Source organism: Mycobacterium sp. 48b, assembly GCF_048282725.1.
Classification (GTDB): Bacteria; Actinomycetota; Actinomycetes; order Mycobacteriales; family Mycobacteriaceae; genus Mycobacterium.
Genome location: NZ_JBLVUL010000001.1, coordinates 6544548 through 6556808, shown reverse-complemented (window position 1 = coordinate 6556808; position 12261 = coordinate 6544548). Strand labels below are relative to the sequence as shown.

Here is a 12261-nt window from a genome sequence, read left to right as displayed (position 1 = left end):
GCTTCTGGCAGGCGCCGCGGTGTTGCCGCCGCGCCGTTTTCTACCGCGCGGTTGTTGATCGGCGGCGGCTACAACGCGGATGTGGAAAACGGCGCAATCGGTTGGCCTAGTCGGGAAAGTCCAGTGGGACTCGCAGTGTTGTCATCGTGGCGGCAAGACCGTCGTATTGGGCTGCCAGCAAGCAGAATTCGATGAGCTGCTGCTTGGTCAGCAGCTTCGACAGAGCAGCCCAGGTCTCGGGGGAGACCGACCGGGTGACGACGAACTCGTCGGTCGCCGTGATCAGCACCCGCTGCCGGTCGGTCAGGCCTTCGGCGTCAGGGCCCTTGAAGATGCGGGCCTGGGTCTCGGCGTCGACACCGCGGCTGCGGGCCAGCCGGCGATGCTGCTGCAGCTCGTATTCGCAATCGCGTAGATGCCCGACCCGGAGGATGACCAGTTCGGCATCCTGACGTGACAACTTGCCCAGCGGGCCGAGCAGCAGGCCCGAATACGGCAGCCAGGCCAGGAACAGCAGCTTGTGCTGGCCGAGCACGTTCATCAGGGTGAACCTCGGTGCCCGGATGGCCCTGGCGCCCAGCTTGGCGATGGCCCAGTTGACCGGGCCCAGCTCACGGAATCCGCCCGGCGCGATGCGGGCCGGCTCGAGTGCACTCACCCCGCCGAGTCTGGCACAGGCGGAGTGGCTTAGAAGGTCCAGGCGCCGGTGGGTTCGATGACGAACCCGTGGTTGTGGCCCTTGTCGATACAGGCGACGCGATCAACCGGGCCGACAGCGCAGGTGAATACACCCACCTGGGGTCCCCAGTCTGCAACCAGTTTCTGCCCAACCCCGAGCAGTCTGACGTTCGGGCGTGTGTCCGGCTGACACTCTCCGTCGAGACGCTCAATGGAGTAAGCGTGTTCGCGGTCAGGGCGGCCACGGTTGGATCGCCCTGCATGCGAGCAGATGTTGTCGGTCGATTCGTAGGGTTCGGTGGAGAATTTTCCCGAGCACCAAGGTCCGCCGAAATTGATCTCGCACCCAACGCTGGTTGGCGTGGTGAATTGATAGCTCGGTCCACCGCGTAGCGGTACGTAGAAATCTTCCGGATTAACGGCTGTGAACTCGTTGAGGTTAGGAAACACGTGAGGCGGCGGTTCTGCCTGCGCCGTACCTGAGCTCTGGCGTGTACAGCCTGCGATGGCAGCGCCAACCAGCGCTGCTAGAGCGAAAAATAGCGCTATCGAGCGGAACAATGACACGGTCCGCACCTTCAGAAACGCTGGATCCGTGCGTGCGCTTTTCCGATCCTTCACAACGGCTCCAATCAGTGCTGGACGGTGACAGTTGTCGTGTAGGTCTGCGGGTTATACGGCTTTGGGTCGCCGTCGTAATTAACGCCGTCCCACGTACTAACACGAAGATCAATTATTTCTTGTCCGGTCACCGGGTCATAGGTTGTGTCGACGATGGTCGGACCGTACGGTGCTGCGGGATCGCCGCCAGAGACCGTGGGAACGGGTCCGAGAATCGTGGTTGGAACCGCTGATTTCAATCCCTCTGCCGTTGAGGCAGTGACGGCACTCACCGCTTGGCGGGGAGGATCGGTCGTAGGGTTGAAGTTATCCGAACCGACCAACGCGAACCCTCCGCCTTTCAGAGCCACCAGTTGACTTTCGCGAGCTCCCGGAAGGCCTTCGATCTTGCCAGACATTTGTAGGGTCTTCATCCAGTCGGCTGGCTTCTGCCCTGGTTGAACCGGGGCGGATTCAAACATGAACCGCTCGATCTTGCCATCCCTGTTGGTGACGTTTCCGACGACGATCATTTTGCCGGTGGTCTTGTCGTAGGCACCGGTCGGTTGGTAAATCGGCATTTGCTTGCCATCAGGGCCTGGATAGCTGAGCGCGCCGAGCGGTTGCGGACTGTCCGGATTGCTGAAATCCCAAGCTTCGCCGGGAGTCGAGTACGGGTTTATCCCGTCCTCTACCTTGCCGTCCGGATAGCTGAAGAACGCGATCCGTTCTCCGTTGGGACCGATTGCGGTTCCGGTAGGGATCGGACGGGTGCCGTCGTCCGGCACATGCTTTGCCTTCTGGCTGTCCGGGTCTCGGGCAACCTCCTCGACCGGGTCCCAATTGGCGTCGTGGGTCTGTGGATCGCCGCCAAGTGTTGGGCCCTTCCCGTCGGGGAATGCAACTTGCAGGTCGTACTTGTCCTGCTCGTACTTCAACGGTCCCGCAGGGCCGGCAATTCGCGGCCCACCCGGATTGCTCGGGTGGTCAGGTGCGGGACCTTGCCCCTCGAAGTTGAACTCTCGCAGGGAGGCCGCGACCTTCTTGAGGTCTGAACCGACTCGTTCGTCGGTCGCAGCGAGAACTAATGCCTGTGCGCGAATGTCGGCTTCAAGTGCACGGGCAAGGTGCTGCCTCAACCACCGAAAAGGGCTGGGGAAGTTGGGCAATCGGTCCCTGAGAGTGAGGTCTTCTCTGACTTCGTAGAGTCGGTTCTCGGCGTTGCGGATGGCTGCCAACGCGGCTTTTCGCGCATCGGCTATCGACTCAGATCCCTTCCTGGCGACGTCTGCCGCTTGACGAAGTTGGTCCTCTGCGCGACGCATATTGACAAGATCTCGAAAGAGCCGATCTCGGGCCTGGTCTGCTCCGGCGCCGGACCAATGCGCCCCGCTCAGGGCGTTGAAGGCCTTCGCGTAGTTCTCTTGAATGAGATTGGCACGTTCGGTCCACAACTTGGCCGCGTTTTCCAAGTGCCTGGTAGTCCAGGCGTCGATCTGCGATTTCGTCGGGGTGTCGACCATCGGCTATCTGCCAGGCCGCATCGTGCCGTCGACGTTTTGGGCGTTTGTGGCATCGGTGGAGTCGTACGCCGAAGCGGCCTGGGAAAGCGCAATGCCGTATCCACTCAACCTGAAACCAGCGACCCGCGTCACGTGGTCTGCGCTGACGGCCAGCTCGGTCACCGCTGCTGAGGTCGGCTGGAAGTCGGGCCCGGGCTCCATGGGTGTGACCGTGTCCTGCAACTGTTTGCCGAGGTCGTTGAACTTGCCAGCGAGTGCCACCAGTTCGGCGGTATCCACTTCGAGACGCGGCCCAGTCATTGTCAAAGCCTACGACCCCTCAAGGCCGTCCAGAGCAGCAATCTCGCGCAGAACTACGGCTGCCGCACCAGATACGGCGACACCGTCGAGCGGTGCTCGTTGAGGTCCAGCGCCTTGCCGAGCGCCGGGAACGCACGTTGCGGGCAGTTGTCGCGCTCGCAGACCCGGCAGCCCGAACCGATGGGGGTGGCCACCTCACCGGAGAGGTCCAGGCCCTCGGAGTACACCAGCCGATGGGCATGGCGCAGTTCGCATCCCAGCCCGATCGCGAACGTCTTGCCGGGCTGGCCGTAGCGCGATGCGCGGCGCTCCACGGTGCGGGCCACCCACATGTAGTTGCGGCCGTCGGGCATCTGGGCGATCTGCACGCCGATCTTGCCGGGATTGCCGAAGGTCTCGTAGACATTCCACAACGGACAGGTGCCACCCGACGAGGAGAAGTGAAAGCCGGTGGCGGACTGGCGTTTCGACATGTTGCCGGCGCGGTCGACCCGGACGAAGGAGAACGGGACGCCGCGCATCGACGGCCGCTGCAGAGTGGACAGCCGGTGCGCGATGGTCTCGTAGCTCACCGAGTAGAACGCCGACAGCCGTTCCACGTCGTAGCGGAAATTCTCGGTCACGTCGTGGAATTGGCGGTAGGGGAGCACGGTGGCCGCGGCGAAGTAATTGGCCAGCCCGAGCCGGGCCAGGGTGCGGGATTCGTCGCTGGTGAACATGCCCTCGTCGACCATCCTGTCGATGAGTTCGCCGAACTCCAGGAAGGCCAGTTCGGCCGCCATCTTGAAGACCTGCTGGCCGCTGGAGAGGTGGTTGCCCATCTCCAGCGTCTTGGTGGCCGGGTCGTAGCGGTGCAGCACGGTGTCGCCCAGGTCGATCCGACGCACGATCCGGACCCCGTGCACCGTGGTCATCCGGTTGGCCAGCTCCCCGGCCAGGTCACCCCGGTGCATGCGGATCTTGGCGGTCAGATCTTCTGCTGCGGTGTCGAGTTCGTGCAGATAGTTCTGCCGTTGGTAGAAGTAGTCGCGCACTTCCTCGTGCGGCATGGTGATCGAACCGCTGCCGCTGCCGTCGGAATAGCGGTCCTCGGTGGCGGCCGCCAATTGCGTGGTGGTCAGCCGGTAACGACGGTGCAGATTGACCATCGCGCGGGCGAAGTTCGGATACGCCGCGACCATGTCGGCGACCTCGGCGACGTCCATGTCGGCGCCGAGGTCGCGGTCCATCGCCACCTCGCGCATCTCCGCGACCAGTCGGGTGTCGTCGTGGGAGGCGAAGAACGTTGCGTCCACCCCGAACACCTCGGTGATACGCAGCAGCACCGCCACAGTCAGCGGGCGCACGTCGTGCTCGATCTGGTTGAGGTAACTGGGGGAGATCTCGAGCATCTGAGCCAGTGCCGCCTGGCTCAGGCCACGCTCGCTCCGCAGTTGACGCACCCGCGACCCGACGAACGTTTTTGCCACGTCAAATAGCCTAACAAGGGTGTGAAGGCCGTCTTCGCATTCTTGGCAGTTCAGTCCGTACTGGCAGGATCGGGCTGCCTGGCATGATCGGCTCAGGCGACAGCGACTGGAGATGAATCATGACGGGAACCGCGCAGAATTCGACCACCGGGCTGAACAAGGTGATGATGCCGGTGCCCGATCCCCATCCCGATGTCTTCGACCGGGAATGGCCGCTGCGGGTCGGCGACATCGACCGGGTGGGTCGGCTGCGGTTCGACGCCGCGGCCCGGCATATCCAGGACATCGGCTCCGATCACCTGCGCGAGCTCGGCTTCGAGGAAACGCACCCGCTGTGGATCGTGCGGCGCACGATGATCGACCTGATCAGGCCGATCGAGTTCCAGGACATGCTGCGGATGCGGCGGTGGTGCTCGGGAACCTCGAACCGGTGGTGTGAGATGCGGGTGCGGATCGACGGGCGCAAGGGCGGGCTGATGGAGTCCGAGGCGTTCTGGATCAACATCAACCGCGAGACCCAGGGACCGGCCCGTATCTCCGACGACTTCCTGTCCGGCCTGCGCCGCACCACCGACGAGGCCCGGCTGCGCTGGAAGTCCTACCTGAAGGCCGGCAGCCGGGAAGATGCCGCCGAGATCCGCGAGTACCCGGTGCGGGTGTCCGACATCGACCTGTTCGACCACATGAACAACTCGGTCTACTGGACGGTGATCGAGGACTACCTGTACTCGCATCCCGAGCTGCTGGAGAAGCCGCTGCGGGTGACCATCGAGCACGACGCCGCGGTGGCCCTCGGCGAGAAGCTCGAGATCCTGTCGCATGTTCACCCGGCCGGGTCGACCGACAAATTCGGCGAAGAGCTCTCCGATCGCACTGTTAGAACGCTCACATATGCCGTCGGCGACGAGACAAAAGCGATCGCATCACTGTTCTCGCTCTGACCCCTCCCGGTTTAACAGTACGAGCGTACTGACCTGCACCTTTGGGCTACTCGTCGGTAGCTTCTGAACCGGTACAGCCATCATATTTCTTCGCAACCTTTGCAAGTTAACTAAGCGCTTTGGCGAAACTTGGCAACTGAAACGGGTGGACCTGCGGATATGTGCTGTGCCATCGTCGAGTTAGCACATCAGTGAAGCTGCCACGGCGTTAGCAATTAACAAGGCGAACGACCGGGCGGTGGAACAAGGCGACTGAAACAAACCGAAGGAGCAGTCCTATGTCGACCGTGGGCACCCCCAAGTCACCGGAGCAGATCCAGCACGATTGGGATCACAACCCCCGCTGGAAGGGCATCACCCGTACCTACACCCCGGCCGACGTGGTTGCCCTGCAGGGAACCGTCGTCGAGGAGAACACTCTCGCCCGCCGCGGTGCCGAGGTGCTGTGGGAGCAGCTCCACGACATGGACTTCGTCAACGCACTGGGCGCGCTGACCGGCAACCAGGCCGTGCAGCAGGTCCGCGCCGGCCTGAAGGCCATCTACCTGTCGGGTTGGCAGGTCGCCGGTGACGCCAACCTGTCCGGCCACACCTACCCCGACCAGAGCCTGTACCCGGCCAACTCGGTGCCGCAGGTCGTCCGCCGCATCAACAACGCGCTGATGCGTGCCGACCAGATCGCCAAGGTCGAGGGCGACACCTCCGTCGAGAACTGGCTCGCCCCGATCGTCGCCGACGGTGAGGCCGGCTTCGGTGGTGCGCTCAACGTCTACGAGCTGCAGAAGGCCATGATCGCCGCCGGTGTCGCCGGTTCGCACTGGGAAGACCAGCTGGCTTCGGAGAAGAAGTGTGGCCACCTCGGTGGCAAGGTGCTGATCCCCACCCAGCAGCACATCCGCACCCTGACCTCGGCCCGTCTGGCCGCCGACGTGGCTGACGTTCCTACCCTGGTCATCGCCCGTACCGATGCCGAGGCCGCCACCCTGATCACCTCCGATGTGGACGAGCGCGACCGCCCGTTCATCACCGGTGAGCGCACCAACGAGGGCTTCTACCGGGTGCAGAACGGCCTGGAGCCGTGCATCGCCCGCGCCAAGGCCTACGCGCCGTACGCCGACCTGATCTGGATGGAGACCGGAACCCCGGACCTCGAGCTGGCCAAGAAGTTCGCCGAGGGCGTCAAGGCCGAGTTCCCGGACCAGATGCTGTCCTACAACTGCTCGCCGTCCTTCAACTGGAAGCAGCACCTGGACGACGACACCATCGCCAAGTTCCAGCGCGAGCTGGGCGCGATGGGCTTCAAGTTCCAGTTCATCACCCTGGCCGGCTTCCACGCCCTCAACTACTCGATGTTCGATCTGGCCCACGGCTACGCCCGCGAGCAGATGAAGGCCTACGTCGAGCTGCAGGAGCGCGAGTTCGCCGCCGAGGAGCGCGGTTACACCGCCACCAAGCACCAGCGCGAGGTCGGCGCCGGCTACTTCGACCGGATCGCCACCACCGTGGACCCGAACAGCTCGACCACCGCGCTGGCCGGTTCCACCGAAGAGGGCCAGTTCCACTAAGTCTGGGACCTCTGGACCCGCAGGGTTGACAGCGCAGGCCCCGCTCAGAATTCTTGGGCGGGGCCTGTCGCATGTCCGCGTATTGAGAAAGTGAAGTCGTGAGCAATCAAATTGAACGAGTAGGTGTGATCGGCGCCGGCCAGATGGGTGGCGGGATCGCCGAGGTGTCCGCGCGCGCGGGCGTGGACGTGCTGGTGTTCGACACCGCCGACGCCTTCGTGACCGCCGGACGCAACCGGATCACCAAGTCCCTCGAGCGCGGAGTCAGTGCGGGCAAGATCACCGAGGGGGAGAAGGACGCCGCGCTGGGCAAGCTGAAGTTCACCACCACACTCGCCGATCTGGCTGATCGGCAGCTGGTCATCGAGGCCGTCATCGAGGACGAGGCCGTCAAGACCAAGATCTTCGCCGACCTGGATCGCATCGTCACCGACCCCGATGCGGTGCTGGCGTCGAACACGTCCAGCATCCCGATCATGAAACTCGCAGCAGCTACCCAGAATCCTGCCAGGGTTCTCGGTCTGCACTTCTTCAACCCGGTTCCGGTGTTGCCGCTGGTCGAATTGATCAGCGCACTGACCACCGACGAGGCCGCCGCCGCGCGCGTCGAGGAATTCGCCAGCACGGTTCTCGGAAAACAAGTTGTCCGCTGTTCCGACCGATCCGGTTTCGTGGTCAATGCGTTGCTGGTGCCGTACCTCTTGGCGGCGGTCCGAATGGTCGAAGGCGGCTTTGCCACAATTGACGATGTCGACAAGGCGGTAGTGGCCGGGCTGTCCCACCCGATGGGTCCGCTGCGGCTGTCGGACCTGGTCGGTCTGGACACCTTGAAGCTCATCGCCGACAAGATGTTTGACGAGTTCAAAGAGCCTTTGTACGCCGCGCCGCCGCTTCTGTTGCGCATGGTGGAGGCGGGACAACTGGGCAAAAAATCGGGCCAAGGCTTCTACAAGTACTGAATCGACCCGCGCTGGCACTATGGCCGAGGCTTAGCTAGTCTACCCACAGTAGGGCCTGCTGGCTCGCTCTATAGAGTCTGCATGTAAGAACACGTGTCGGCCCGCAACTAACGGTCGTCAGCAGCAGAAAACGCAAAGAGGTAATTTTTCGCATGTCTAACGTCGAGTCCGATCTTGCTCCGTACTACGAGGAGTCGCAGTCGATCTACGACATCTCGAATGAGTTCTATGCACTCTTCCTCGGGCCGACCATGGGTTACACCTGCGGTTACTACGAGCGCGAGGACATGAACCTCGAGGAGTCGCAGAACGCCAAGTTCGACCTGGCTCTGGGCAAGCTCGATCTCAAGCCGGGTATGACGCTGCTGGACATCGGCTGCGGCTGGGGTGGCTGCCTGGAGCGTGCGCTGATCAACCACGACGTCAACGTCATCGGGATCACGCTGAGCAAGGAACAGTCGGACTACGCCCGCAAGCGGCTGGCCAAGATCGACACCAACCGCAACGTCGAGATCCGGCTGCAGGGCTGGGAAGAGTTCAACGAGCCCGTCGACCGCATCGTCTCGATCGGTGCGTTCGAGGCGTTCAAGCAGGAGCGCTACCCGATCTTCTTCGAGCGGGCCTACAGCATCCTGCCGGACAACGGCGGCCGGATGCTGCTGCACACGATTCTGGCGCACACCCAGCAGTTCTTCCGTGAGAACAACATCAAGCTGACGATCAGCGACCTGAAGTTCATGAAGTTCATCGGTGAGGAGATCTTCCCCGGTGGGCAGCTGCCCGCGGTCGAGGACATCGAGAAGCTCGCCGACGGGTCGGGCTTCAAGCTGGAGCGCATCCACCTGCTGCGTCCGCACTACGCGCGCACGCTGGACATGTGGGCCGCCAACCTCGAGGCCAAGAAGGACGAGGCCATCGCCCTGCAGGGGCAGGAAGTGTACGACCGGTTCATGAAGTACCTGACCGGCTGCGCCGACTTCTTCCGTCGTGGCATCACCAACATCGGCCAGTTCACGCTGGTCAAGTAAGCCGAAAAGAAGGGCCCCCTGACGCCGTCGGGGGGCCCTTCTTTTTGCATACTCGGCACCGAAACTGAACTCAGGGACAGAATCCACGCGGATCTTGTCCTTGCCTTCAGTCTCGGCGCAAGGACAGGACGCTAGGCCTCGGCCAGCCGCTTCTTCTCCGTCTCGACGTCGAAGTCCGGCGGCGGCCAGGACATGTTGAGGCCTTTGAGCGCCTCGATGAGCAGTTCGGTGATGGCCAACCGGCTGTACCACTTCTTGTCGCACGGCACGATGTGCCACGGGGCGCAATCGGTCGACGTCTTGTCCAGCATGGCCTGATAGGCCTCTTCGTATTTGGGCCAGAGCAGCCGTTCGTCGATGTCTGCCGGGTTGTACTTCCAGTACTTGTCAGGGCGGTCCAGCCGTTCGGCCAGACGTGCCTTCTGCTCGGCGAGCGAGACGAACATGGCCACCTTGACCAGCGTGGTGCCGGCATCGACCAATTCGCGTTCAAAGGCGTTGATCTCGTCGTAGCGGCCGCCCCACACGTCGGGCGGCACCAGGTTGTGCACGCGGACGATCAGCACATCCTCGTAGTGCGAGCGGTCGAAGACCCCGATGTGCCCGGCCGGTGGCAGCGCGTTGCGGATCCGCCACAGGTAGTGGTGGGCCCGCTCCTCCTCGGTGGGCTTGCCGAAGCTGGTGTACCGGACGCCCTGGGGGTTGGCCGCTCCCACAACATGTTTGACGATGCCGCCCTTACCGGCGGTGTCCATGCCCTGCAGGATCAGCAGAACGGAGCGGTTGTCGTCGCCACTCTTGCTGCGCGCGTAGAGCATTTCCTGCAGCGAGGCGAGCCGGAGATTGCGTTCGGTCTGCAGGGTGGGCGCATCGCTCTTGCTCCCGCGGAATCCCGGCGTGCTGTTGGTGTCGATTCGCGCGACTTCGTCGCCGGGGCGGAATGCCAGATGCTCATGGGGTTCGTGGGTCCACAGGGCAGGCAGATCTCTGTCGCTCACCCGCTCAGTCAAGCAGTTGTGGCGGCAGAACTGGCGACGGGTGCGGCAGCGAGTTGAACTTTTCCAGCGAGCCGCCGACTTCGACGATGCCGCAGAGCGCGTTCCAGGACAGCATCGTCAGGTAGTCGATCAGTTCGTCGGCGGTCATCCGCGGATTCGACATCCACGAGTGGGTGGCCAGCTGCACACCGCCGACGGTGTGGAACGCCCACGCCTCGGCGCCGCGGGTGTCCATCCCGACCTGGGCCATCCGGCGTCGCAGCATCACGGCCAGCATGCGGGCGATGATCTGCTCGGAATCGGCGACGGCCTTGCTCTTGCTGGCCGAGTTGTTCGCCATCACGAACGGATAGATCTCCGGTTCGGCCGCAACGGTTTCCACGTACACCTTGATGATCTCGCGGGTCAGGGCGAAACCGTCGAGGTTGGACGACAGGGCCGCAGCCATGTTCGGGATCAGGGTGGTCTGGGCGAAGCGCATCATCACCGCGGTGGTGAGGTCGTTCTTGTCGACGAAGTAGCGGTACAGCACGGTCTTGGACACGCCGATCTCAGCGGCGATCTCGTCCATGCTGACGTTGCTGCCCTGGCGCCGGATCGCTTCGAGGGTGCCGTCTACCAGCTCATTGCGCCGCTCCACCTTGTGCTGGTGCCAGCGCCGCTTTCGTCCATCGGTCTTCACCGCCACCGGCGGAGTCTGCTGTGCCACAGTCGCAGTAGTCCCATTCCCTAGTTCCACTTGATACTACGGCGAATCTGCGCATACCGGTCTGTGGGTCAGACCGTCAGTCGCGGCGATGGCGCAAGATGGAAAGGTGGCACATCGAACCGACGCGGGAGTCCGCGCGCCTGCGGGCCCGCGGCCAAGTTTTGCCGAGACGCTGGCCGGCGCGGACAGCGCCGCTGATGCCGAGCGCCTGCGCGGTTTGCGGAGGATGAAGCTGGTTGCGCTGAGCTTCCTGGTCGGCGCCACAGTGATCTTCCTGCTGTGCACGTGGGCGCAGTCGCGGGGCGCCGCAGGCTGGGTGGGTTATGTGCGGGCTGCGGCCGAGGCCGGCATGGTCGGCGCGCTCGCCGACTGGTTCGCGGTGACCGCTCTGTTCAAACACCCGCTGGGTGTGCCCATCCCGCACACGGCGATCATCAAACGCAAGAAGGACCAGCTGGGAGAGGGTCTGGGCACGTTCGTCCGGGAGAACTTCATGTCTCCCGAGGTGATCGCGAACAAGCTGCACGATGCCCAGGTGGCAGGCCGGTTCGGTAAGTGGCTGTCCGACCGTTCGCACGCCGAGCGGGTGGCCGCCGAGGCGTCGACGGTGCTGCGGGTCGGCGTGGAGATGCTGCGCGACGAGGACGTTCAGCACGTGCTGGACCGCATGATCGTCAAGCGCATCGCCGAACCGAAGTGGGGCCCGCCGATCGGCCGGGTGCTGTCCACCCTGCTGCAGGAGGGCCGTCAGGAAGCGCTGATCCAACTGCTGTGCGACCGGGCGTTCCAGTGGTCGCTGAACTCCGGTGAGGTCATCGAGCGCGTCATCGAGCGTGATTCGCCGACCTGGTCGCCGCGCTGGGTGGATCACCTGGTGGGGGACCGGATCCACCGGGAGCTGATGGACTTCACCGACAAGGTGCGCCGCAATCCCGACCACGAGCTGCGGCGCTCGGCCACCCGGTTCCTGTTCGAGTTCGCCGACGACCTGCAGCACGACGACGCGACGATCCAGCGCGCGGAGAACGTCAAGGAACAGATCATGGGCCGCGAGGAGGTGGCCCGGGCGGCGGAGACCGCGTGGGCGGCTGCCAAGCGGATCATCCTGGAGTCGGTGGACGATCCGTCCTCGGCGTTGCGCACCCGGATCGCCGACTCGGTGATGCGCATCGGTGAATCGTTGCGTGACGACGCCGAGCTACGCGACAAAGTCGACAGTTGGATCATCCGCGGCGCAAAACACCTGGTCGCCGAGTATGGGACCGAGATCACAGCAATCATCACCGAGACCATCGAGCGTTGGGACGCGGACGAGGCCAGCCGCCGGATCGAGCTTCATGTGGGTCGTGACCTGCAGTTCATCCGGATCAACGGCACCGTGGTGGGCTCATTGGCCGGTCTGATCATCTATTCGATAGCCCAACTACTATTCTGACCTGCGCTAACTAGTGCTTGCAAAAGTTAGCACCCCGTCGTAGCGTGAGTTTTGTC

12 protein-coding genes are annotated in these 12261 nt (G+C 63.5%); 5 read left to right on the top strand and 7 right to left on the bottom strand.

All coding sequences use genetic code 11. The annotated features are described in order from the left end of the window. Nucleotides 1-106: 106 nt before the first annotated feature. From ACNQR1_RS32090 to ramB, 5 genes are all read right to left on the bottom strand, one after another. Nucleotides 107-658 (bottom strand): carboxymuconolactone decarboxylase family protein, encoded by a 552-nt coding sequence (locus ACNQR1_RS32090; protein ID WP_418049554.1) that lies wholly within the window; start codon nt 656-658, stop codon nt 107-109. Nucleotides 659-687: 29 nt separating this feature from the next. Then, nucleotides 688-1245 (bottom strand): hypothetical protein, encoded by a 558-nt coding sequence (locus ACNQR1_RS32085; protein WP_418049553.1) that lies wholly within the window; start codon nt 1243-1245, stop codon nt 688-690. A gap of 65 nt (nt 1246-1310) precedes the next feature. Beyond that, on the bottom strand, nt 1311-2801 hold the full coding sequence (locus ACNQR1_RS32080) for a hypothetical protein (RefSeq protein ID WP_418049552.1): 1491 nt from the start codon (nt 2799-2801) through the stop codon (nt 1311-1313). A 3-nt stretch (nt 2802-2804) separates the two neighbouring features. Further along, a complete protein-coding gene (locus tag ACNQR1_RS32075; protein WP_418049551.1) occupies nt 2805-3101 on the bottom strand; it encodes a hypothetical protein in 297 nt (98 codons plus the stop codon). A 53-nt stretch (nt 3102-3154) separates the two neighbouring features. Then, nucleotides 3155-4570, bottom strand: coding sequence for an acetate metabolism transcriptional regulator RamB (gene ramB / locus ACNQR1_RS32070; RefSeq protein ID WP_418049550.1), 1416 nt, complete (start codon nt 4568-4570; stop codon nt 3155-3157). Between the two features lie 119 nt (nt 4571-4689). Between ramB and ACNQR1_RS32065 the strand changes: the two genes are divergently transcribed. From ACNQR1_RS32065 to ACNQR1_RS32050, 4 genes are all read left to right on the top strand, one after another. Continuing rightward, nucleotides 4690-5511, top strand: coding sequence for an acyl-ACP thioesterase domain-containing protein (locus tag ACNQR1_RS32065; RefSeq protein ID WP_418049549.1), 822 nt, complete (start codon nt 4690-4692; stop codon nt 5509-5511). Nucleotides 5512-5789: 278 nt separating this feature from the next. Continuing rightward, the gene (gene aceA / locus ACNQR1_RS32060) at nt 5790-7076 is read left to right on the top strand and encodes an isocitrate lyase (protein ID WP_418049548.1); all 1287 of its coding nucleotides are present in this window, start codon (nt 5790-5792) and stop codon (nt 7074-7076) included. A 98-nt stretch (nt 7077-7174) separates the two neighbouring features. Next, nucleotides 7175-8035 (top strand): 3-hydroxybutyryl-CoA dehydrogenase, encoded by an 861-nt coding sequence (locus tag ACNQR1_RS32055; RefSeq protein ID WP_418049547.1) that lies wholly within the window; start codon nt 7175-7177, stop codon nt 8033-8035. A gap of 152 nt (nt 8036-8187) precedes the next feature. Next, complete coding sequence (locus tag ACNQR1_RS32050; RefSeq protein WP_070185226.1) at nt 8188-9063, top strand: cyclopropane mycolic acid synthase family methyltransferase; 876 nt, start codon at nt 8188-8190, stop codon at nt 9061-9063. A gap of 131 nt (nt 9064-9194) precedes the next feature. On the opposite strand, the gene ACNQR1_RS32045 is transcribed toward ACNQR1_RS32050, so the two are convergent. Together ACNQR1_RS32045 and ACNQR1_RS32040 are read right to left on the bottom strand one after the other, a co-directional pair. Then, nucleotides 9195-10061 (bottom strand): polyphosphate kinase 2 family protein, encoded by an 867-nt coding sequence (locus tag ACNQR1_RS32045; RefSeq protein ID WP_418049546.1) that lies wholly within the window; start codon nt 10059-10061, stop codon nt 9195-9197. Nucleotides 10062-10065: 4 nt separating this feature from the next. After that, nucleotides 10066-10770, bottom strand: a complete 705-nt coding sequence (locus ACNQR1_RS32040; RefSeq protein ID WP_418049545.1) for a TetR/AcrR family transcriptional regulator — start codon at nt 10768-10770, stop codon at nt 10066-10068. A 106-nt stretch (nt 10771-10876) separates the two neighbouring features. Between ACNQR1_RS32040 and ACNQR1_RS32035 the strand changes: the two genes are divergently transcribed. Further along, nucleotides 10877-12205: a DUF445 domain-containing protein gene (locus ACNQR1_RS32035; RefSeq protein WP_418049544.1), complete on the top strand. Its 1329-nt coding sequence runs from the start codon at nt 10877-10879 to the stop codon at nt 12203-12205. The last annotated feature ends 56 nt before the right edge of the window (nt 12206-12261 follow it).

What these genes read in the sequence shown, in the direction of transcription:
- ACNQR1_RS32050 (WP_070185226.1), top strand. Translation starts at nt 8,188, where the DNA reads ATGTCTAACGTCGAGTCCGATCTTGCTCCGTACTACGAGGAGTCGCAG.
- ACNQR1_RS32065 (WP_418049549.1), top strand. Translation starts at nt 4,690, where the DNA reads ATGACGGGAACCGCGCAGAATTCGACCACCGGGCTGAACAAGGTGATG.
- ACNQR1_RS32075 (WP_418049551.1), bottom strand. Translation starts at nt 3,101, where the DNA reads ATGACTGGGCCGCGTCTCGAAGTGGATACCGCCGAACTGGTGGCACTC.
- aceA (WP_418049548.1), top strand. Translation starts at nt 5,790, where the DNA reads ATGTCGACCGTGGGCACCCCCAAGTCACCGGAGCAGATCCAGCACGAT.
- ACNQR1_RS32080 (WP_418049552.1), bottom strand. Translation starts at nt 2,801, where the DNA reads ATGGTCGACACCCCGACGAAATCGCAGATCGACGCCTGGACTACCAGG.